Annotated in this window: 21 protein-coding genes; 16 read left to right on the top strand and 5 right to left on the bottom strand. The window is 54.3% G+C overall.

Annotated elements, in window-relative coordinates; translation table 11 throughout:
• Positions 1-145: 145 nt before the first annotated feature.
• The 4 genes from mnmA to cybH all read left to right on the top strand — a co-directional run bounded on the left by mnmA (position 146) and on the right by cybH (position 5,072).
• Complete coding sequence (gene mnmA, locus KJB30_RS12170) at positions 146-1,201, top strand: tRNA 2-thiouridine(34) synthase MnmA (protein WP_214299652.1); 1,056 nt, start codon at positions 146-148, stop codon at positions 1,199-1,201.
• Between the two features lie 330 nt (positions 1,202-1,531).
• Positions 1,532-2,674, top strand: a complete 1,143-nt coding sequence (locus tag KJB30_RS12165; RefSeq protein WP_214299650.1) for a hydrogenase small subunit — start codon at positions 1,532-1,534, stop codon at positions 2,672-2,674.
• Positions 2,675-2,677: 3 nt separating this feature from the next.
• Positions 2,678-4,375 carry a nickel-dependent hydrogenase large subunit gene (locus tag KJB30_RS12160; protein WP_214299648.1) on the top strand — a complete coding sequence of 566 codons (1,698 nt, stop codon included), beginning with the start codon at positions 2,678-2,680 and terminating at the stop codon, positions 4,373-4,375.
• Between the two features lie 13 nt (positions 4,376-4,388).
• A complete protein-coding gene (gene cybH, locus KJB30_RS12155) occupies positions 4,389-5,072 on the top strand; it encodes a Ni/Fe-hydrogenase, b-type cytochrome subunit (protein ID WP_214299646.1) in 684 nt (227 codons plus the stop codon).
• A 76-nt stretch (positions 5,073-5,148) separates the two neighbouring features.
• Here the strand turns inward: cybH and KJB30_RS12150 are convergent, their stop codons facing one another.
• The 5 genes from KJB30_RS12150 to KJB30_RS12130 all read right to left on the bottom strand — a co-directional run bounded on the left by KJB30_RS12150 (position 5,149) and on the right by KJB30_RS12130 (position 8,672).
• Entirely contained in the window at positions 5,149-5,670 is a 522-nt protein-coding gene (locus KJB30_RS12150) for a HyaD/HybD family hydrogenase maturation endopeptidase (RefSeq protein ID WP_214299644.1), read from the bottom strand.
• A 36-nt stretch (positions 5,671-5,706) separates the two neighbouring features.
• Positions 5,707-6,099, bottom strand: a complete 393-nt coding sequence (locus tag KJB30_RS12145; RefSeq protein ID WP_214299642.1) for a c-type cytochrome — start codon at positions 6,097-6,099, stop codon at positions 5,707-5,709.
• Positions 6,100-6,275: 176 nt separating this feature from the next.
• Entirely contained in the window at positions 6,276-6,491 is a 216-nt protein-coding gene (locus KJB30_RS12140) for a hypothetical protein (RefSeq protein WP_214299640.1), read from the bottom strand.
• A gap of 25 nt (positions 6,492-6,516) precedes the next feature.
• Positions 6,517-6,996: a ferritin-like domain-containing protein gene (locus KJB30_RS12135; protein WP_214299638.1), complete on the bottom strand. Its 480-nt coding sequence runs from the start codon at positions 6,994-6,996 to the stop codon at positions 6,517-6,519.
• 152 nt (positions 6,997-7,148) lie between these two features.
• Positions 7,149-8,672, bottom strand: coding sequence for a hypothetical protein (locus tag KJB30_RS12130; RefSeq protein WP_214299629.1), 1,524 nt, complete (start codon positions 8,670-8,672; stop codon positions 7,149-7,151).
• A gap of 124 nt (positions 8,673-8,796) precedes the next feature.
• Between KJB30_RS12130 and KJB30_RS12125 the strand changes: the two genes are divergently transcribed.
• From KJB30_RS12125 to KJB30_RS12070, 12 genes are all read left to right on the top strand, one after another.
• The gene (locus KJB30_RS12125) at positions 8,797-9,792 is read left to right on the top strand and encodes a DUF4140 domain-containing protein (protein ID WP_214299627.1); all 996 of its coding nucleotides are present in this window, start codon (positions 8,797-8,799) and stop codon (positions 9,790-9,792) included.
• 53 nt (positions 9,793-9,845) lie between these two features.
• A complete protein-coding gene (locus tag KJB30_RS12120; protein ID WP_214299625.1) occupies positions 9,846-10,502 on the top strand; it encodes a winged helix-turn-helix transcriptional regulator in 657 nt (218 codons plus the stop codon).
• Entirely contained in the window at positions 10,495-11,472 is a 978-nt protein-coding gene (locus tag KJB30_RS12115; protein ID WP_214299623.1) for a GDP-L-fucose synthase family protein, read from the top strand. The genes KJB30_RS12120 and KJB30_RS12115 overlap by 8 nt, the downstream gene beginning before the upstream one ends.
• Positions 11,473-11,563: 91 nt before the next feature.
• On the top strand, positions 11,564-12,895 hold the full coding sequence (locus KJB30_RS12110) for a lipopolysaccharide biosynthesis protein (RefSeq protein ID WP_214299621.1): 1,332 nt from the start codon (positions 11,564-11,566) through the stop codon (positions 12,893-12,895).
• 14 nt (positions 12,896-12,909) lie between these two features.
• The gene (locus KJB30_RS12105; RefSeq protein ID WP_214299619.1) at positions 12,910-14,115 is read left to right on the top strand and encodes an acyltransferase family protein; all 1,206 of its coding nucleotides are present in this window, start codon (positions 12,910-12,912) and stop codon (positions 14,113-14,115) included.
• Between the two features lie 28 nt (positions 14,116-14,143).
• Positions 14,144-14,884, top strand: coding sequence for a DUF268 domain-containing protein (locus KJB30_RS12100; protein ID WP_246545655.1), 741 nt, complete (start codon positions 14,144-14,146; stop codon positions 14,882-14,884).
• Positions 14,885-14,898: 14 nt separating this feature from the next.
• A complete protein-coding gene (locus KJB30_RS12095; RefSeq protein WP_214299615.1) occupies positions 14,899-16,065 on the top strand; it encodes a CgeB family protein in 1,167 nt (388 codons plus the stop codon).
• Entirely contained in the window at positions 16,066-16,983 is a 918-nt protein-coding gene (locus KJB30_RS12090) for a glycosyltransferase family 2 protein (protein ID WP_214299613.1), read from the top strand.
• A 200-nt stretch (positions 16,984-17,183) separates the two neighbouring features.
• Positions 17,184-18,296, top strand: coding sequence for a glycosyltransferase family 4 protein (locus tag KJB30_RS12085; RefSeq protein ID WP_214299612.1), 1,113 nt, complete (start codon positions 17,184-17,186; stop codon positions 18,294-18,296).
• Positions 18,293-19,477, top strand: a complete 1,185-nt coding sequence (locus tag KJB30_RS12080) for a glycosyltransferase family 4 protein (RefSeq protein WP_214299610.1) — start codon at positions 18,293-18,295, stop codon at positions 19,475-19,477. The genes KJB30_RS12085 and KJB30_RS12080 overlap by 4 nt, the downstream gene beginning before the upstream one ends.
• On the top strand, positions 19,474-21,894 hold the full coding sequence (locus KJB30_RS12075) for a YfhO family protein (protein WP_214299608.1): 2,421 nt from the start codon (positions 19,474-19,476) through the stop codon (positions 21,892-21,894). Before KJB30_RS12080 ends, KJB30_RS12075 begins: the two co-directional genes overlap by 4 nt.
• Positions 21,891-22,595, top strand: a complete 705-nt coding sequence (locus KJB30_RS12070; RefSeq protein WP_214299606.1) for a tRNA1(Val) (adenine(37)-N6)-methyltransferase — start codon at positions 21,891-21,893, stop codon at positions 22,593-22,595. Before KJB30_RS12075 ends, KJB30_RS12070 begins: the two co-directional genes overlap by 4 nt.
• Positions 22,596-22,715 lie beyond the last annotated feature (120 nt).

The following is a 22,715-nucleotide window of genomic DNA, read 5'->3' as shown; positions in this document are numbered from 1 at the left end:
CTGCCATGTCCTGGAACAGAGAATCTAGTTACTGTCAGTCCAACATACAAGGCGTAGCAGCGCTACGCCGCACAAGGCGGGTTTCGAGGACGGCGGCGAGATGGCTGTTTTTCAACAACCTACCGGCTAAGCGAGGATCACAGATATGAAAATAGCAGTTGCCATGAGCGGCGGAGTTGATTCATCAGTTACTGCGGCCTTGCTTAAGCAGCAGGGGCATGAGGTCATCGGCATTACTATGCGGCTCTTCGAACCACGTATCACCGGAGCCGGCTCGGCTGTCCACGATGCAGCTGTTGTGGCTGCGCACCTCGGCATCCCCCACCATGTGGTCAATTACGAACCAGGCTTCCGCGACCTGATCATAAATGACTTCATCAACGAGTACTGTACCGGCCAGACTCCCAATCCGTGCGTTCGCTGCAACCGCTATATCAAATTCGGTTTGTTGCTGGATAGCGCACGAGACCTGGGCGCCGAGCTTCTGGCCACCGGTCATTATGTCCGCAAAACCAGCGATCCTGACGGGACTTGCCATCTGCGAACTGCGCGCAACATCCGCAAGGACCAGTCCTATTTCCTGTACACCCTCTCCCAGGAGCGTCTGGCACAGCTCGTTTTTCCGCTCGGCGAAGTGGAAAGCAAGGATGAAGTGCGCCGCATGGCGCGGGAGTTGGGCCTGCCGGTTGCGGAAAAAAGCGACAGCCAGGAGGTCTGCTTCATCCCCAACGATGATTACATCGCCTTTCTGGAAGCGAGCGGCGAAGTAAACAACCCTCCCGGAGAGATCATCCACGTCAGTGGAACTGTTGTGGGGCGCCATCGGGGCACTCACCGCTATACTATCGGCCAGCGCAAAGGGTTGGGCATTTCCTGGAGCGAGCCGCTGTTCGTAGTTGAGATTGATGTAAAACGAAACGCCGTGATTGTAGGGGAGGCAGCAAATGTTCTTGCCACAGGGCTGATTGCAGAAGAAATCAGCTGGATCAATCCCCCCCCTGCCGATGAATTTGCTACCACCTGCAAAATCCGTTATCGCCACCAGCCAGTCCCATGCCGGGCTAAGATACTGGAAGGGGACAGGTGCGAGGTTGTGTTCGATGAACCCCAGAAGGCGGTGACGCCGGGCCAGGCGCTTGTTTTCTATCAGGGAGATGCGGTACTGGGTGGCGGCAGGATCGTGACAAAACTGACTCCGTAAAAATTTTTCTTCCCACAAGGTCCATTTGGACCCGATCAAATTTAAAACCTCCGACATGAGTCGGAGGTTTTTTTCGTTTTCTCGAAAGATTCTGATACTCGGACACTAACGCAGTGCAATCGGCATTCGTAAACAAAACATCAGTAGTATGTTCCATGAACACGTGGTCACCCATATAAACTAGTACAGCTATTGCACTATTGAGATCTTGGACTACCATTTAAATAACGAAGTAAAAAAACGATAATTAAACGGTGTTTTCGAGGATCGTGGAACCCAAACAATCGCGGAGTTTGATCTTTTCAGCACCCCATATGCGGAGAGCTTGATATGAGCAAACAAAATGGCAGCGCGACACGCAATGGCAAAAAGCATGTATCAGATGAGTCTCGGGAGTACTCGGTTGGTGAGGATCTCAGGCAACGTGGAGTATCGCGACGCGATTTTCTCAAGTTCTGCTCTGCTGTGACAGCGGCGCTCTCGCTGCCTGTCTCCTTTGCCCCAAAAGTGGCCGAGGCGCTGGATGAAATCAAGCGCCCGCCGCTGGTCTGGCTGGAGTTCCAGGACTGCGCCGGCAATACAGAGGCTTTGCTGCGAGCAGCGAATCCGACTGCAGCTGAGATCGTGCTGGATATCCTCTCTGTGGATTATCATGAAACCATCATGGCCGCGGCCGGCCACCAGGCCGAAGCTGCTCTGGATAAGAGCATCACCGATTATAAGGGTAAATATATCTGCGTGGTTGAAGGTTCCATTCCCATGAAAGATGGCGGCGTCTACGGCTGCGTGGGGGGGAAGTCATTCCTCGATCTTGCACGTAAGGTCTGCGGCGGTGCAGCGGCCACCATTGCTGTTGGAACATGCGCGGCCTACGGCGGCATTCCGGCAGCCGTGCCCAACCCGACCGGCGCGGTGAGCGTCAAGGAGGCTGTTCCCGGCGCCACTGTCATCAATCTGCCCGGCTGTCCGGTCAATGCCGACAACCTGACCGCCACTATCGTACACTACCTGGTATTCGGCAAGATTCCTGCCCTGGATGCCTTTGGCCGGCCGTTATTCGCTTACGGCAAACGTATCCATGACAACTGCGAACGCAGGCCGCATTTCGATGCCGGACAATATGTGGAGCAGTGGGGCGACGATGGACATCGCAAGGGATTTTGCCTCTACAAGATGGGGTGCAAGGGGCCGCTAACCTTCCATAACTGCCCCAGCCAGCGCTACAATGAAAAAACAGGTTGGCCAGTTGGTTCTGGCCACGGCTGTGTCGGTTGTTCTGAACCGGCTTTCTGGGACAGCATGGGCCCAATGTACAAACGACTGCCCGAAGTGCACGGCTTTGGCATTGAGGCCATGGCCGACAAGATCGGAATCGGGCTGGCTGTCGGCACTGCCGCAGCGTTTGCTGTTCATGGTGCAATAATGGCGATAAACAAGGACCGGGAACCTGGCGATACCACCAGGGAAGGATAAGACATGGCCAGGATCGTTATTGACCCGATTACCAGAATCGAAGGACACCTGCGCATCGAGGCCCAGGTGGATGGGGGCAGGATTACCGATGCATGGAGCTCCAGCACCATGTTTCGGGGCATCGAGAAGATTCTCAAGGGGCGTGATCCACGCGATGCCTGGTACTGGACCCAACGTTTCTGTGGTGTCTGCACCACAGTGCACTCCATCGCCTCCATCCGCGCCGTGGAGAATGCTCTCAAGATCAAAATTCCACCAAACGCTCAGCTGATCCGCAATATCATCATCGGCATCCAGAATGTGCAGGACCATGTGATCCACTTCTATCATCTGCACGCCCTGGATTGGGTCGATATCACCTCTGCTCTCAAGGCCGACCCGGGCGCTTCTTCAAAACTTGCCTCCTCCATCTCGGACTGGCCCAACAACTCCGCAACCTATTTCAAAGAGGTACAGGACAGGTTCAAAGCTTTCGTCGCTTCGGGCCGTCTGGGTCCGTTCGCCAATGCCTACTGGGGACATCCCGCCTACAGGCTGCCGCCCGAGGCGAATCTGATGGCCGCCGCCCATTATCTGGAGGCACTGGAGTGGCAGAAGGATGTCATCAAGATTCACGCCATCCTGGGGAGCAAAAATCCCCATCCTCAGACTTTTCTGGTGGGGGGCATGGCAATTCCAATTGACCCGGATTCCCAGAATGCACTCAACGCCGACAAACTGATCGAAATCAAGCGGCTGCTGAAAAAGGCCCAGGATTTCGTGGAAAACGTCTATATCCCGGATTTGCTGGCAGTAGCTTCATACTACAAGGACTGGGCCGCCATCGGTGGTGGCGAGGGCAATTTCCTGTGCTATGGCGAGTTCACCGACGCGGGCGGCAACCAGTGGTTTCCGTCCGGGGTGATCGTGAACAAGGATATTACCAAGGTGCTGCCGGTGGATCAGAAAAAGATTGCCGAGTACGTTGACCACTCCTGGTACGACTATATGGAAGGGCAAGGCAAGGGACTTCATCCCTGGAACGGCGAGTCGGAGCCGCATTACACCGGCCCCAAGCCACCCTATCAGTTCCTGGAAACCGACAAGAAATATTCCTGGGTCAAGGCGCCGCGCTACAACGAGCAGCCGATGGAGGTCGGACCGCTGGCGCGCGTGCTGGTAGCTTACGCATCCGGTCACAAGGAGGCCAAAGAGGCGGTCGACATGGTGCTGGGAAAGCTGGGAGTGGGACCGGAGGCGCTTTTCTCAACCCTGGGCAGGACCGGAGCTCGTGGCATAGACTGCCTGCTGAACGCCCGCCAGACACCCAAGTGGCTGGATGAACTGATCGGCAATATCTCCAAGGGCGATTACCGCATCCATGCCAACACGCTGTGGGACCCTTCTGAATGGCCGGCAGAAGCCTCGGGTTACGGTTGGCACGAGGCGCCCAGGGGTGCTCTTGGACACTGGATCAGGATCAAGGATAAAGCCATCTTCAATTATCAGGCAGTCGTACCTTCCACCTGGAATGCCTCGCCCCGTGACGCCAAGGGGCAGCGCGGCCCCTACGAGTCCGCCCTGGTGGGAACTCCCCTGGCCGATCCCGACAAGCCGCTGGAGATCCTGCGCACTGTCCATTCCTTCGACCCGTGCCTTGCCTGCGCCGTGCATGTGACGGATGTCGCCGGCAACGAAATGGTCAAAGTAAAGGTTTGCTGAGCCAGGAGGCACCATGACCAGGACTCAGGTACACGAACACTGCAAACTGAAGCGCTATATCTGGGAACTGCCGGTTCGCTGGTGTCACTGGATAAACGTGTTCTCGATTGTCACCCTGACCGCCACAGGCGCCTTTATCGCCCATCCCTTTTCTGTGGCGCATTCCGCATCGGATTTTGCGATGGGCTGGGTCCGCTTCCTCCACTTTGCAATTGGCTATCTGTTTACCGTCAGTGTCGTCTCGCGAATGATATGGCTGCTGATCGGCAACCGCTACGCCGGCTGGCGGGAGTACTTCCCCATGTTGACGGCACGCGGTCGCGCCAAGTTGCGGGACATGTTCCGTTATTACCTGTTCATGAGCCATCAGGTGCCGGAAACGATCGGCCACAACCCACTCGCTGCCACAGCCTATTTTTTGGTCTTCTGCATCTATATCGTCATGATCCTGACCGGCTTCGCCATGTATGCGCAACATGCCCCCGGAGGGCTGATGCATCGCTCACTGGGATTCATGTACGCCCTGTTCAACACTCCGACGCTACATCTTCTTCACCACTCGCTGCCGTGGCTGCTGCTCGGTTTTGTGATCAATCACGTCTACAGCGCGTGGTTGATGGATATCAAGGAACATGGCGCTGAGATTTCCAGTATTTTCAGCGGGTACAAATTCACGTTAAAAAAGGAGGATGAGTAGGCGAAGGTTCAAAATCAAATCCCGCTCATCATCCCAATCTTTTCTTTAGATGGAGAACCTCTTGAATCCCCCTTTTTTAAAGGGGCCCAAGTGTTATTTGCTGTTCCTTTGGCGTCACCTCTATCCCACACCTCTTTAGTTCCTCCAGAACAGCGGCCATCATGGTCTCCACATGGAGCTCCACCTCCGGAGTCAATTCCGTACCCATCTCGATGCTGCCCGGCTGAATCCCCACAAGGATCATCTCGCGAGGAGAATGTCCCATCAGGTGAGATACCGCGAGCAGATCCTTGAGCCCCATCTGGTGGGGAGAGAGCCTCGTCTCCAATGCCAGCGGAATCTCGTCGCCCGACAGGCGCACCAGGGTGCCGGGGGGCCGACCGGTTTCCACAGCGTCAACCACGATCAACTGTTCGATGCCTTCGAGGCGGGGCAGAATATCCAGGCCCAACGTGCCGCCATCCATGATCTCAACCCGATCGGGCAGGCGGAATTCACGTTGAAGCCTCTGAACGACCTTTACGCCGATTCCGTCATCACTCATCACCAGATTTCCGATACCAAGCACCAAAACTTTGGGAGCAGCGGGGCTCTCCATACATTTCCCTCCTCTACCGGAAACACTGGCAGATGATCAATTCTTGAAGCTGGTCATTATATATTCGGCTATCGCTGTGGCATCGGCGTCGGAAATGGTCGTCACATCAAAACGCATCATTCTGGAACCGGGGTTGCGCATGATCCTGACAATGTCCTGCGGCCTGGTTATATGATTGGCCTTCAGATCCGAACTGCGTAGCGACTTCCGAGGGTCTGAGACATTACCCCCGTCGGGATGGCATGGTGAGCAGTATTGGCTGAACAGGCGTTCGCCGGCGCTGAATCGCTCGCCAGCGGTTGCAGCCGACTGGGAAACAGGAGCGGCACGACCGACTTCCTGACCGTAACGAGTTTCCTGGTTACATCCGACAAGAAGGCATGCCGTGATTGCCGCAAGCAAACCGGTTAGCAGGGTACGTTTCAGCATTGCTTCTCTCCTTTTGCCATTTTCAGTGAAACCATGTCGTTGAATGAATGAATCGTCCAATGTCACCTGCACAAGGAGTATAGAAGAGATTCGAATTGCATCAACAGAGAAGGCCGCCCGGTTGATCCGAGCGGCCTTCTCTGTTTTTAAAAATATTTTCTGTCTCGCACAATAGCTTAATGCACCGTTGGCTCAGTTACCGAGTCCTCTATACAATCAAACCGGTTCCAGGAATCCATCTCCCCATTTAATAACCGTACCTGAATTGTTTCACCAGCATGGGTGCATCCAAAAGAATACCCGATCTCTCCGTTTTTCAAATTGCGCAAGGCGACTTGCTCTTCGCGCTGTTCAGTCCTGTAACATACACTGTCAAAGCTGTTGGCTGTCATGACATTCTCCTTTCATTACAAAGAATCACAAGCCTTTGAGGTTACCGAATTCTCCCCATTCCAGATAGGTCCGCGGCTCTTCCACAAATGAGTAGATGTTTGCAAGCATCGTCAAGTGCTCGCGTTCCTTCTCCGCAAGCATGCCACAGAGCCATCGTGTCTGCTCGTTGTCGGTCTGGCTTCTGACCTGTTCCAAAAAACCGATGGTATCTTCTTCCTCTTTGAGGACATGACGATAGGCATCGGGATCATTTTCCAATTCCAGCTCGGGATCAACCAGTCCAATGGCCGGGTTAAACCGGCAGGCCCCCTCATCAACTGCTGCCGTTGAACTGCTTTCCACTTCCTGTCCGATAACCCGCAGGCGCTGTATATGTTCTTCTTCCGCTGCTGCCAGCAGGCTGAAGATGCGTTGTAATTCCGCCCCGGCCACCCGGTCTGCGAGTTGCCGATAGTGATCCCGGGCCTGTTCCTTCATGCGAATGGTGCATTCGATGATGTTCATGGCGTCCTCCTTTCTGGTGACACCTCACATAGCCTCACGACACCTCTATCTAATGCCATGTTCATGTGATTAATCTATCACTTTTATCAACAACAGACAAAGCAAAACACATCACAACAATAGGGAATACCAGGCGCTTCTTACAACCGCACTTACGGCATTCGTTTCCTGATGACGCCTTCCAGGTGCACGACCGTTTTTTGCAATTCCTCCGATACCAGCTGATTTGAAAGCACTGCCAACGAATCAAGCACCCGCTTCCTGACCTCCGCACTCTCCAGCCCCTCTCCTTCCCAAAGCCTAGAAAGATATGCAAGGAGGGACTTCTGCTCCTCCTTATCCTGAAAACTTTGCGGGGCCACTATGAACCTGATGTAGCTGGCTTTATCAACCGCTGTGCCGCTGACTCCCTTTTCCTTGACCAACGACTGCATCATCCCGCACAGTTCGGTGCTTAACTCCCCTTTAAGAACCTTGCTCTCAACATGCAGCTTGAGGAGTTCCAGCGTTTTTGCGCGATTCTCGGTGCCACCCAGCTTGAAAAACAGCAGGCGAGCCGCCTGAAGCTTGAGCAGATCATCTTCCCCCTGGTGAAGAAAGCAGCGCAGCATCTGGGATACTTTTTCCCGGGCATTACCGGCAATGACCTCTCTTTCGATCCTGGCACTGATCTGCTCCAACAGCTCCTTTTTGTCGATATAACGGGCATAGGTTATCCGGATAATCAGCGAGCGCACTTCCTCGTCATCCACAACATTCCACAACTTTTCCAGCGCCTGCAGAATGCGGTTGCAGATACTTTTGATCTTATCCTCTTTGGAAGGTTCATTCTGATTCCAGTAATCAGGATAGGTATCAAGAACAGTGTCAACCTCTGCAGGATTGTCTGACTTTTCCAGTACATATCCCAGGTACTGGACGATCTTCAGCTGATAGGTTTTTCCTCCGTCTTCAAGCGGCCTCAGCAAATCCTCCAGGAAGGTGGTACTGAGTCCGACATCACCGCTGCAGAGATAGCGATAGACCCCTTCCGCCTTATCCACCTGCCGCTCAATGAATTTCTGCCGCAAGACCTGCCCCAGACGGGTGGATTCCACTTTCTTAAAAAAGGCGCTTAACAGGTTGGAGGCATGAAATTTGATATTCTGGTCCGTGTCATCAGACAGAACAATATCCAGACAGGCATCGAAAATCTTGACCTGTTCCTGCTCGTCAACAGAGTCATCGACGTATTTCTCCAGAATCGCGAGAATCTCCGCCATATGAACCCTGTTACGGCCATTGAGCAGCGTGATGAAGGTATCCCTCAAGCTGTTCGCATCCACAATCCCGAAAAGGAATTTCACGGCTGTGTCGCGATGGGCAGACCCTCTGTCCTCAGCCGCCTTGAGCAGCTTCAGGATGCTTTCCGCAGGATCGGAGACCCAGTCGGGCACGAGGTCTTCCAGCATCATCTCCGCTTTTCTGCGGATGCGCGGATCGAGGTCAAACAGGAAGTATTTTGCGATCTCGATCTTGAAACTGCTGCTGGCGGAGGAAGACTGCACTATTTCAAAAGCAGCCAGCTTATCTTTGGATGAGAAGGGGGTAAAATCGCGCTTGGCCTTGGATGCATCATTGATTTTAATGTAAAAATTGACTATGTCTTTGACTGATACTTCCACATCCTGTTCCATACCGGACCGCCTTCCGCACCAGAGTTCAAACCTTTTGAAGTGTAACCTTTTTTACGTCACCGGCGCAACAGCCGGAATGGTTTTGCCAACCAGCCTTTCAAACTTCAGCCGGAAAGGAATCTCAATGAAATATCTCTTCTGCCTCTGTTTTTTGCTAACAGGCCTCTCGGCAGCATCTGCTGCAGAGAAGAAGTCGGTTACCTTTTTTTCCGATGGCGCCTTTGTTGAAATCGAATCCCAGGCCACGCGGGGATCTCTTTCCCTCCCTCTTCCGCCCCACGTTATTGACGGCTCTCTGCGCATTACCCCCCTGAATGGAGCTGCCATCCAGCGAGTAGAAATTGAACCGACCAGGCAGGAGAAGAAATACGAGAAGGAGTTCGATACGCTGATTGAACAGAAAAACAGGCTGCAGGACAGACTGCAGGCGCTCTCCACCCGCGAGGAAATTTTCAAGTCAGCCGCCAAGTCCCAAAGCGGCAAAGCGCCCCGCAAGACAAAGACAAATCCCGACCCGATGCAGTCCATCCGCCAGGGGACCGACTTTGCCATCGCCCAACTGGAATCGGTCTATACAGCACGGCGCAGGACAGAGCACGAAATCCGCCGCATAGACAGCCGTATCTCGGCAATCCGCACCCGGGGCACCGGCGCCGACACCTTTGCCAAAGTAACTGTTCATCCTGAAAACGGGCGTGTGCGGTTCAGCTACCTACTGACAGAGCCTGCATGGACCCCTCGCTACGATCTTCGACTTGACGGCAGTGACACGGCAAAGCTAAGCCTTTATGGTGATCTTCCCCAAAGCTTCGGCGGATATACTCTCAAGACTGCTTTCGGTCCTCTGACAATGTCTGCAACAGGACCACGTCTTACACCAGTTGGAAAATTCTCCAAGCTGGCCGACTATCAACTCAGCTCCTCCAACGTATTAATTGAAGACACCGCCCGACCTTCCTTTTCATTCACTTTGACCAACACAACTCCAGTTCATCTTCCTGCTGGCCAGGCAACGCTCTATTACCGTGATGAATACCGGGGACAACTGAGCTTTGAAGGGCTATCATCCGCACGCAGCAAACGGTTGGTTCTGCATGGTGAAAACAGGACAGGACGGTAAAAAACCGGATAAACAGCTTGATTCAAAGGCATAAATGACCTATTGTTCACCATATGAACAATCACTGTCACGGCAACCAGGATGATATCAAAGCTTTTCAATTACTCTCCGAAGTTGCCGACGAACAACCGGTTTCCCAGCGCGAGCTGGCCAAACGCCTGGGAATCGCACTGGGACTGGTCAACTCCTATATCAAGAATTTCATAGCCAAAGGCTACATTCGCATCAAAAACTACCCCCATAATCGGTACGCCTATCTGCTGACCCCACAAGGCTTGGCTGAGAAGGGTCGCCTTGCCTACCAGCATGTCCATTATTTCACCAATCTGTACACCGTTACACGTCAGGACTACCTGCAGCTCTTCCAGAAATTGGCCGACCGCAACATCACCCGCATTTCCTTTTGCGGTGTTGACGAAGTTGCCGAGATCGCCTGGCTCTCACTGCAGGAAGCGGGCCTGGAGCTGAACGAGGTCATGGATGACTGCAGCATCGACAGCCAGTTCATGGGCCGTCGGGTAATAGACCTGCGACGGGGAATACAGGCTGGTGGCTGTCCGATTGTTATCACCTCCCTGAAACGGGCACAGCAGCTCAAAATTCAATTACACGATCTGGGTGCAAGCGACGAGACGATCATCTGTCCTAATTTTGGGGCAAAACCATCCGAAACCGGAAATTATAGTGGGGAGAAACTGCAACATGGATAAGCACGCAAAAATTTTCGTGGCCGGGCATCGCGGCATGGTCGGATCGGCCCTTGTCCGCAAACTGCAAGCAGAAGGCTATGACAACCTGATCCTGAGGACACACAGCGAACTTGACCTGCGCTGCCAATCCAGCGTTGAGGCTTTTTTTCAGGCGGAACAACCTGAGTACGTCTTTCTGTCTGCGGCCAAGGTGGGCGGCATCATGGCCAACAGCACCTATCCGGCCGAGTTCATTTACGACAACCTGCAGATCCAGACCAACGTCATTCATCAGGCCTGGAAAAACGGCGTCAAGCGGCTGCTATTCCTGGGCAGCACCTGCATCTATCCCAAGTTCGCCCCCCAGCCGATCCGGGAGGAACATCTCCTGACCAGCCCACTGGAAGAGAGCAACGACGCCTACGCCATCGCCAAAATCGCCGGAATTTACCAGTGCCGCTCCTACAACAAACAGTACGGCACAAAATTTCTGGCAGCCATGCCCAATAATCTTTACGGCCCGAACGACAACTTCGACCTGGAAAAATCCCACGTCCTGCCGGCCCTGATCAGGAAATTCCACGAGGCAAAGCTAGCCGGTTCGCCTTCTGTCACCGTCTGGGGCACTGGATCACCGCTACGTGAATTTCTGCACGTGGATGACCTGGCAGAGGCCTGCCTGTTCCTGATGAACCTGCCAAATGAGCTTTTTGATGACCTGATCTCCCCCAGTCCCCGGTCCCTGGTCCCCGGTCCGCCTGCTTTGATCAATGTCGGCTCCGGCCAGGAAGTCAGTATTGGAGATCTGGCGTTGCTGGTGAAGAAAGCAACTGGTTTTAAGGGTGAAATGATATTCGATACCTCCAAGCCGGATGGTACTCCGCGCAAACTAGCCGACTCCTCACGGCTTCATGCCCTGGGGTGGATGCACAAAACCAGTCTGCAGGACGGGATAGTGGCCACTTACCGCTGGTTCACCGAAGGAGAATAATCGTTCGTGACCTGCACTCTCCGTAATCATTCTGGTTCCTCAACCCCCTACTTACGCCCCCTTTCAGGTGTTGCCGTTACTGCACATCCCCATGGTTGCCGGCATGCTGTTTGAGCGTTTCCTGAAATTCAGGCACGAAATGGCCTGGGTGCTTCTGGGTCAGTTTCTCGGTTTTACCGGCAGTTTCATTGGCATCAAAGTACTGACGACACTGATGGGGCCAAAAGGATATGGTCAACTGGCTCTGGGTCTCACCATTGCCGGATTGTTCAATATGTACATTTACGGCCCCCTCGCCAATGTGGTGGCCCGATTTTACACGGTGTATCGGGAGCGTAACCTGTTGCCGGTGTACTGCGCCGTTCTCCGCAAAGGACACCTCGTCCTGGGAGGGACCCTGCTCCTGCTGGCCGGCATCACGGTGCTGGTGCTCCGGACTTTCGAATCACCATGGGCACTGATAGCAGGCGTCGCCATCCTTTACGGTGTAGCCGGGGGTGTGAATGCCTCTTTCATCGCAGCTCAGAATGCCCTGCGCCAGCGCCGGATAGTGGCCTTGCATCAGGGGGCCGATGTCTGGCTGCGTACCGGACTGTCGATCCTGCTACTTCATATAGCCGGGAAAAGCGGTCATATGGCCCTGCTGGGCTATGCTCTCGGAACGCTGCTGATTACATGCTCCCAGGCGATCTTTGCCCGGAAAAATCCTGAGATACGCCAGGCCCTGGAGCACATGCCGCACGACCCGGATGCGGTGCGGGCCTGTCGGCGGGAATTTCTGCGCTATGCCGCCCCTTTCGTTTTTTTTGCAGGCTTCGCCGCAGTAAGCATGTACGCCGACCGCTGGGTCATCCAGTACATATCAGGCGAAAATGCCCTGGGTATCTACGCGGCTATCTACGCCATTGCCAGCTCTCCGGTCAACCTGCTGTTTGCACTGGTGAACCAGCTGATGGTACCGATCATATTTGAAAAGGCCGGAGCATTATCCTCACCCGAGCAGGTGCGACAGAGCGAAACGCTCGTATCGCACACGATACTGTTTTCAGGGGCGGCCATGGCGGTCATGATCATCCTGGCCTGGTTGCTGGGCAAACCGCTCATCACGCTGCTCACCATGGAAGTATTTGCCGAACATCACCATGTGCTCTGGATCGTCATGCTGGGGCTCTCATTATTCAATATCGGTCAGGTTATGGCTTTGAAAGGGATCTACAGCAACTGCCCCAATATCTATATGCTCCCGAAGGGGCTGCAGGCCGCTTCCTTCCTGGTGATGGCATATTTTCTGGCACTGTCCCACGGCATTGAAGGAGTTGCCGCAGCTCTGTGCATCTCATCGCTGATCTACATAGCCCTTGTGTACTATGTCAACACCACCATCCGGCTTGAATTCGGGGCCGGACCGACCCCTTCCCGGTAATAGGCGGACATCACTTGAAGCACAGTTCACCACATCAATACATAACCGCTCTCGGCAGCCACATCCCTGCGTTGGATGGGATACGCGGCTGGGCAATCCTGCTGGTCATCATCAACCACACGGTTATGCTATCCCCCAAGCCGGCTGATCTGATTTCGCGGAAGGCGGCCAATCTGCTGGGGATGGGATGGGTGGGGGTCGATCTGTTCTTTGTGCTGTCCGGTTTTCTGATTACGGGGATACTGCTGTCTACCCGGGACGACGAGCACTACTTCGGCAACTTCTACGCCAGGCGTTGCCTGCGGATCTTTCCGCTGTACTACCTGGTCATTCCCGCCATGCTGTACCTGCTCCCGCTGATGATGCCCGATTTTGACGAAATGTATAAACAGACGGTGGGCTTCGCCAAAATCACCTACCTCTTTTACGCCCAGAACATGATGGTCCAGCCTCCGCTCGATCTGCACTCCATACCGCAACTGCTGCTGGCTCCCACCTGGTCCCTGGCGGTGGAGGAGCACTTCTACCTGGTGTGGCCAACGGTTGTGTTTTTCTTCACCGGAAAGCGCCTGTTGCGCCTTAGTCTGGCACTGATTGCGGGGGCCATATGCGTCCGTTTCGCCTTCCTGACATACGGACCTCCCCTGTCTTCCATCACCTATGTCTTTACCTTCTGCCGCATGGACTCGATCCTGGCTGGTGCCCTGCTGGCGGCTGCCCTGCTGGATCAGCGCTGGAAAATCGTTTTTGACAAGCAGAAGTGGAACGTGTTCACACTTTTTCTCGGGCTGTTCATTGCCGGTTTCCTGGCAGGAAAATACCTGCGGCTACCGTTCTACGAGACACTGGGCTACACGGTCCTTGCCGGCCTTTTCGGAAGCGTGGTCAATCTGGTCATGTTCCTGCCCCGGACCGGAAGGTTCGTCAAACTGTTCGACAACAGCTGGTGCCGCTGCTTCGGCAAATACAGCTATGCCATATACCTGTTTCACATTCCCGCCATCCTGCTGGCGCGCTGGGGGCTGACGCAGCTGGGGATACCCCAGGAGTCGGGATTGGCCTGGATACTGCTGCTGTTCAGCGTGAGCACCTGCATCTCCCTGGCTGCCGCCCTGTTCACCTGGCATGCCTTCGAAAAACGCTTCCTGGCTCTGAAGCGGTATTTCGGCTCCTTCGGCCGGACCACACCGGACCGGCTGGCTGCAGCAGTAAAGGAGTGACAGTGACTACTCGAAAGGCATGCACGCCATGACCCCATTAATCAATATTGCCCGGATGCTCCGACGCCTGTGGAGATCGATAAATTTCATGGGCGAAGTCATCAGCTTCCGACGCATGTCGCGCACGTATCCCCGCCGCTTCACCATGGGGTGGCGCGACCTGTATCCCTGCCTGGACGACAGGACCACTGGCACCAGTTTTGACCGCCACTACATCTATCATCCCGCCTGGGCCGCGCGGATAATTGCAGAAACCGCACCTGCACATCACGTGGATATTTCTTCCTCCCTCAGTTTTTGCACGATTATCTCAGCCTTCGTACCGGTAACCTTTTATGATTACCGGCCAGCAGAGCTGAACCTGAGCAATCTGAGTTCAAAACCGGCGGATCTGCTCGCGCTGCCATTTCAGGACGAAAGCATCCCCTCCATCTCCTGTATGCATGTTGTTGAGCACGTCGGTCTGGGAAGATACGGGGATCCCCTTGATCCCCAGGGTGATCTCAAGGCGATGGCAGAACTGAAGCGTGTACTTGCTCCGGGCGGATTGCTGCTCTTCGTGGTACCGGTCGGCACCCCACGCATCATGTACAATGCCCATCGTATCTACTCTTATCAGCAGGTGATTGAATACTTTACCGGCTTATCCCTGGTAGAATTTTCCCTGATCCCAGACAATGGCGGGTTACTTCGACACGCACCACAAGCATTAGTGGCCGAACAGAAGTATGGCTGCGGCTGTTTCTGGTTTAAAAAAACTATCTCTTGAAGGAAAACGTCCCCATGCGTATTTTTTACGCCTCTGAAACCAGCCCCAATCCTATCTTTTCTTCCAATCTTTGGAGGAACAACCTCTACCTGCCACTTGTTGACCTGGGGCACGAGGTGGTGGAATTTGACTACGATCTACGGGAGACGTTCCGCAATGTAGATCCTTCAATGCCTACTCAGCGTGCATTCATAAGTCGCAATCGCCCCCTGGTCACAAAAGAATTGCTCCGTCAACTCAAAGCAGCACATGCCACCAAGCCTATCGATCTCTTTTTCAGTTATTTCTATGACGCATGCATCTTTCCTGAGACGATAGACGAAATCAGGGCAATGGGAATCAAAACTGTTAACTGGTATTGCAATGGTTCCTATCAGCTCCACCTGGTGTCGGAGATTTCACCTCATTACGACTGGTGCCTGGTGCCGGAAAAATTCAGACTAGATGATTACCGAACTCTGGGAGCCAGGCCCATATATTGCCAGGAGGCAGCTAATCCGAATATTTACCGGCCGTTTGATCTAAAGCAGGAGTTTGATGTCACCTTCGTTGGTCAGGCCTACGGTGAACGCCCGGGGTATATCCATTATCTGCTGGCACAGGGGATCGATGTGCAGGTCTGGGGGTATGGGTGGGAAAAATATGCTTCCGGGGTTGCTAATCGCGGATTGCAGGCCGCACGGGTCGGCCGCAAACTGCTGACGAGAGAGGGATGGTTAATTGCTGGTCGCCGCCTGAATCGTCTCTTTAACGATCGGGCGAGAGAAGTGCAACCTTTGATTTCTGCTACGGTATTGCCCCCCGAAATCATACGTGGATTGCTCAGTGACGAGGAGATGGTCCAGATGTACAGCCGATCCAAAATCAATCTCGGTTTTTCATCCTGCGGCAGCACTCATCACACCGGGGAGCGAATTCTCCAGGTAAGACTGAGGGATTTTGAAGTACCGATGAGTGGTGGATTTTATATGGTGGAATACATGGAGGAACTGGAAGAGTTCTACCGGATAGGACAAGAGATCGTTTGTTATCATGGTCCAGAAGATTTGGCTGACAAGATTCGCTATTTCTTGAAGCATGAAACTGAACGAGAAAAAATCCGCCGGGCGGGTCATGAACGCTGCCTGCGAGATCATACCTGGCAAAAACGTCTTGCTGCAGCATTACAGGAGATAGCCTGAATGGGCGAACCAAGCCAATCTGATATTGCGACAGGACCTTTTTTTTCTGTCGTTATTTCAACATACAATCGGGCCAAAAAACTTCAAAGAGCTCTTGACTCTTTAGCGAATCAGACCTTCCAAAATTTTGAAGTTCTCATCTGCGATGATGGTTCCACAGACGACACTGCCAAAGTGGTGTCTGCAGCTGCAGAAAGAATCAACGTCCGCCATCTGTGGGAACCCAACTGGGGCGGCCCCGCCAAACCTCGGAACAATGGCATAAAAGCAGCTCAAGGAGTGTGGATTTGTTTTCTCGACTCCGACGACTGGTGGTATCCCGCCAAACTGGAGAAAATCCTCCCACTGACCAATCATAACGATGTTGTTTATCATGCCTGCGATGTCTATTCTCCCGGCGGAAAACGCCTCAGAAGAAAAAAAAGCCGTCAAGTCACAGTCCCCGCCTTTGTAGATCTCATGACACGTGGCAATGCTCTCATCACCTCCAGTGTCTGTGTGCGACGTGATCTGTTGGCAACCAGCGGTGGTTTCATTGAAGATAAAACATTCATAGCCATTGAAGATTACGACCTCTGGCTGAGGCTTGCCCTAAAAACTGAGCGATTTCATTTCCTGTCCGAACCGTTGGGTGCTTACTGGGCAGATGACGAGAACATCTCGGGAATGTCTGAAAAATATATTACAAGTGAGCTTGCCTTGTCAGACAAATATCTTTGCCGCCTGCATGGAACCGATCGGAAAGAGGCGGAAATTCTATTAGCCTACAAGATAGGAATTGCTAAAAATCATCTCAAACAGTTTAGTGACAGCAAATATTATTTAACCATTGGGATTAAATCACATCGAATCAAGATAAAGCTTTATTCTATTCTGTATTTAATATTAGCAAAGTTACGATGTCACTACCCCATCTAGCCAGCAAAGCGCAGGCAAACAACTTCACATTTTTCTTTCAAATCAATAACAAAGCTGGATTACTAAAGGAGATGATTCAATGTCCTTACTTGATTTTTTTTTGTTAAAAGCATCAACTATAAAGGCCGAAAATTTCATGGCGAATCCAGCTTTGCAGTCAATTCCGTCAGCACCTCCTGCCCAATCATACTGGCTGTACAATGGCCTGTAACGTCCCCCTGCGGGTGCTCTACCTGCTGCATGACTCACGACGCAGCGGCGTTCCGGCGGTCATTTGCAGCCTCGTCCGCTGCCTTGATCCGCAGCGGGTGACGCCCGAGGTACTCTTTGCCTATGACGGGGCCTATGCCCGCGACCTGCGGGAACAGGGCATTGCTGTGACCCACTTCGGTAAACGCTGGCCCCTGCTGTGGCGGATTAACCGCTTTATGTTCAACCTGCTGTTGCCGTTGCACCTGAAGAGCGTTGACGTGGTTCATGTCAATAGTTGCACATTGGCCTTTTCCGCCCTGGTAGTCTCCTGCTTCAGGACACCCATAATCCTGCACCTGCATGAAAAACCGGGGCGTTGGGGACTCCTGTTGAAACTGGCTGCCCGCGGGGCCGACTGCGTGGTTTTTTGTGCCAATAACGGCCAACAACACTTTTCCTCGCTGCGCAGCCGAAAAACCAGGGTGATTTCCAATGCGGTGATACTGCCGCCCGAGCCACGGACGCGGGAAACGAATGGCCCGCCACGATTGGTCATGCTGGGGAGCATCAACCGCAATAAAGGACAGGATCTGCTGGTGGAGGCCCTGGCACTGCTGACTAACAGAAAGGTAGAGCTTCACCTGTACGGCACCGTAGGCCTGTCAGCACGAGGATTTTTCCGCCAACTGCAGCGCAGGGTCCGGGAACTGGGGCTTGAGGGTCGGGTCTTTTTTCCCGGCCCCACGGATCAGGCCGCCGTTGTGTTCGGTCAGGCGAGCATACTGGTGCACGCGTCACTGAACGAGTGCATGAGCATTTCGGTGCTGGAGGCGCTATCCCACGGCCTGCCGGTGATTGCCAACAACATTGCCGGCATGGATGAAATCATCAGCGACGGAATCACCGGTTTCCTGGTCCCAACTGGTGATGTTAATATACTGGCGCAGCGAATCGACCTGTTGCTGGCAGACCAAGAACTGGCAGGACGTTTGGGGCTGGCTGGGCGCGAAATGGTAGTGCGCCGTTTCAACATGCAGCTGCGGGCATCTCAGTTCATGTCTCTGTATGAGGAATTAGTTACCGGTCGCGCTAACAAAGAGCCGCAGGAGGGAAACTCGTGAACATCGTCTTCCTGGCACCGTTCGGCATCCGCCCCAAAGGGACAGTCATTGCACGAATGCTGCCCTTGGCAGTGGCTCTGCAGGAACGGGGACATCGGGTGACCATCATTGCCCCCCCTTACACCAATCCCGAAGATTCGGGACGGGAGGAAACCGTAAGAGGTGTGCGGCTGATTAACGTCGCCCTGGGTCCCGGTTCATCGGCCGTGGACACACTGGTCCTGGCCGGACGCATGTTCAGGGCCATGCTCGATCAGTCACCGGACCTGATCCACCTGTTCAAGCCCAAAGGGTATGGCGGGCTGGCGGCCATGCTGCATTGCCTGCTGCCGGGGCCCCGCCCTCCCCTCGTCGTTGACACGGACGACTGGGAGGGGAGCGGCGGAATGAATGAGACCCAGGGATATTCCCGAGCTCAACGCCTGGTATTCGCCCTGCAGGAACGCTGGCTGCTGCGAAGGGCAGCAAGGGTGACGGTAGCAAGCCGAACACTACAGAGCCTGGCCTGGGCCCAGGGAACACCCCCTGCACGGGTTCACTACCTGCCAAACTGCGTGAATATCGATCCATCCCCGGCAGTTGCAGATATCAGGCCGCTGCTCGGCGTGTCTGCGGAAACTCCGCTGCTTCTGTTGTACACCCGCTTCTTCGAATTCACCCAAGAGCGGTTGCACCACATCCTCGCCTCGGTGGTCCGACGCGTGCCCGGCGTGCGAGTGCTGGTAGTGGGGCGCGGAAGAAACAATGAGGAGGAGCAGTTGCTGGAGGCCGCCAGGAAGCTGGATTTCGCATCAGCCTTGATCATGGCTGGCTGGATTGAACCGGAGCAGCTGCCCGCCTATCTGAGGGCAGGAGATGTGGCGATCTACCCATTTGATGATACCCTGGTCAACCGCTCCAAGTGTCCAGCCAAGCTGACTGAATTGTTGCTGGCAGGCGTGCCGGTGGTCGCAGACCGGGTGGGGCAGATAAGTGAATACCTCTGCCATGGTCAGGCCGGAATGCTTTGCGATCCCGCTGTGCCGGAAAGCATGTCGGATGCCGTGGTGGCGCTGCTGGAAAACCGCCAGGCAGCCAGGCAACTGGGACGGCATGGTCAACAGTTGATAAGTGAAGACTTTTCCTGGTCTCGAGCGGCGGAAGGGTTGGAGAGCGTGTATCGGGAGGTGGAGTGCGCATGAAGGAAGTAAAAAAGGATATGCTGGTTCTGACGGCACTGCTGGCAGTGCTGCTGGTGTTTTTCTCGCGGATTCTGTTCACGGACCAGATCATCCGTGCACCGGATATCATCAACGAGTTTTATTGGTGGGCATTGGACCTTAACAGCAAAACGCTGTGGGAAACAATCAGAACAAACATTTCCACTGCCGGCTGGGACATCTACACCAATGGTGGGGCTTCGGTGGGGGGGGGAACTCATTCAGTTCAGTTCCTCTATCCGCTACGATTGGTTCTGAACCTGATACCACGGCCAGCCAATGTTGCCTGGCTGATCGTGATGCAACTCTTTTTCGGGGCCGCCGGAACTTACACCTATTGCCGTATTATCGGCTGTTCCCGGCTAGGATCTTTTTTCAGCGGACTGGTGTTTGCCCTGGCAACTGAAAACGCCTCACTGATCAATGCCGGACATGTGATGAAGATTGCCACCATATCCTATGCTCCCTGGGCCTTTGTCTGTCTGGAAAAGGGTTACCTGAGCAGGCGTCCGTTCTGGTTTATGGCTACGGCAGTTGTACTGGCTTTTCAATTTTTCAATACCCACTGGCAGATAGCCTACTATACCTGTCTGTGTGTCGGCCTTTACGGCATCATCCGCACCGTCGGGATGATCCGCGCGGATACACAGAGGGGTGTTGCGGCAAAGCGCCTGCTCGGACTTAACATCATTGTGCTGCTGTTCTTCCTCAGTACCGTGGCTATCTCGCTGATGCCTTTGGCCAACTGGTCACGGGACACCAACCGTGGCACCCAAAGCGGTGCAAACCAGGGCCAGGGAGGGCTCGAGCGTGAAGAAGCCATGTCCTGGTCTCTACCTCCGGAAGAAGCCGCAGCCTTCGTCATACCCGGTCTTTTCGGGTATTCGCGTCAGGAAGCCGGACCCAATCCGTCCAACATACAAAGCTACTACTGGGGACGCATGGTTTTTACCCAGACACTTTCCTATATGGGGCTGCTACCCTGGCTCCTGGTTCCGCTACCGCTGATCTTCCGCCGCGACCGTTATACCTGGCTGGCAATGATTGCGATCATCGGCGGAGTCCTGTTTTCCATGGGCAAATACACCCCCTTCTACAACCTGCTGTACGACTATTTCCCGGGGATCAACCGTTTCAGGGTTCCCAAAATGATCATGTTCATCCCCGTGATGGGGCTCGCCCTGCTCTCGGCCCGTGGCATCGACCTACTGAGGGATAATGAGACACTGGCAAGCCGGACCTTCAAAAAATATCTGGCTGGTGTGATGGCGTTACCGCTCGTCCTGCTACTGGTCCTGGCAGTTCTCAAGGGGGGCAGCAACTACTGGATCCAGATGTTCATCGAAAGCCTGGCCCAACCTACCCGCTACGAGCAGGGTTCCTTTCTGGTGATGCAGCGCTGGAACAACCTGCTGAGTGAGACCGCCATCGCTGCCGGGCTGGCTGCCGCTTGCGCGGGAAGCATGATGATCTCCTGGCGGCTGAAAGGGGCTTGGCTTCGGGCGCTGCCGATCCTGCTGGTCTGCCTGTATCTGGCCGATGTCTGGAGAGTCAATGACAAATTTATGTTTCTGGTTGATGCCCCGGAAAAAGGACGAACGGTCAGAACTCCTGCCATGCAGTATATTTTGCAAGGTTCCGAACAGTACCGGACATTGCCAATGGATGGGAGTGATCCTGCCTACTATATAACCAACAAAATTCCGGTAATGTTCACTTCCAACCCGGTCCAGCAACGGCGCTGGCAGGAATTTCTGGACAGCTTCAACCTGATGTCGCCAATGCCCGACATGCTGAACGTGCGATATCTGGTGTACAGCACAGAACAGTACGTTCAGGACCGTAGTCACCTGGACAGAAAGTACCGGCCCGTGTACCAGTCTCCCGACGGCAGGCAGGTCGTGCTCGAGAACCTCTCGGTACTGCCCAAGGCCTGGCTGGTCCCTTCGGCTATAGTCGCAACCGGCCAGCGGACCATGGAGCTGCTCCAGGCCCCCGGCTTTGATCCCCGACGGGTGGCACTGGTGGAAACGGCTCCTCCGGTCAAACTGGCAGACCCTGGAGCTCCTGTCGACCCTGCCGGATCAGTACATGTGGAACGTTTTCAGGCCGAACAAATCAGCGTAACGGCAACCGTACGTAGTAATACGCTGCTTGTGCTGGGGGAAAAATACTTTCAGGACTGGCGGGCACTGGTTGATGGACATGAAACGCCAATCGTGCCGGTGAATCACGTTCTGCGCGGCATCTATCTTACGCCGGGAAACCATGCGGTGGAATTCATCTACGACCCACTCCCCTTCAAGATTGGCAAATACCTGACATTGTCCTCGCTTGTCCTGTTTGCAGGAATGCTGATCCGGGAGTGGCTTAGGCAGAAAAAAGGGATTTCACATTGACCAGCGACGAGCTCAAGCTCTTTGATCTGCGGCTTTATCAGCCAAAGCACGGCTACCGCTATTCACTGGACGCTCTGCTGCTGGCGCGGTTCTGTCCGATACTGAAGCCGGGCGGAAGCATCGCCGACCTGGGGGCAGGCTGCGGAGTCATCTCCCTGGTTCTGGCACGGGTCAACCCTGACGCTACTGTTATGGCGGTTGAAAACAACCTGGTCATGGCTGAAATAATTGCGCGAAATATTCAGCATAATGATCTTTCCAGCCGGGTAACCGTGCATAACGAGGATGTTCTTACGCTACGATCAAATTGCACGGATTCAACCTTCGATCTGGTGGTCTCCAATCCACCTTTCCGGACTGCGGGCAGCGGCAGGATCAGCCCCCGGGCCGGGCGCGATGCAGCCCGCCACGAAACAACAGCCGGGCTGGCCGATTTTCTGGCAGCTGCCAAATACCTGGTCAAACCTTCCGGACGGATCTGCCTGATCCAACTTCCGTCGCGACTACCCGAGCTGATGGCACTGGCGGCCCAGCAGAAACTTGCAGTGCTGCGTCTACGGACAATCCATAACAATGCCGGGTCTCCAGCGAGCATGTTCATGGTGGAACTTGCCAAAGGGCGACGCAGCACTCCTGTCGTCGAGGCGCCGCTATTCGTGCGGGATATGGCGGGGGAATACACCGATGAGGTGTGGCGGTAGAACCTGGGGCGGGTACTTGGGACCGGAAAGACGGGAAAACGCAGAGCCGACCCGCTGGTCGCCCTGCAACAGGCATTGGCGGCACAAAAAAAAGGCATCCCCCATGTGAGGATGCCTTTT

Origin of the sequence: Pelotalea chapellei (genome assembly GCF_018531195.1) — a bacterium.
GTDB lineage: Bacteria > Desulfobacterota > Desulfuromonadia > Geobacterales > Pseudopelobacteraceae > Pelotalea > Pelotalea chapellei.
Note: the sequence above shows the minus strand (reverse complement) of the source record. Positions and strands in the feature narration are given on the sequence as shown.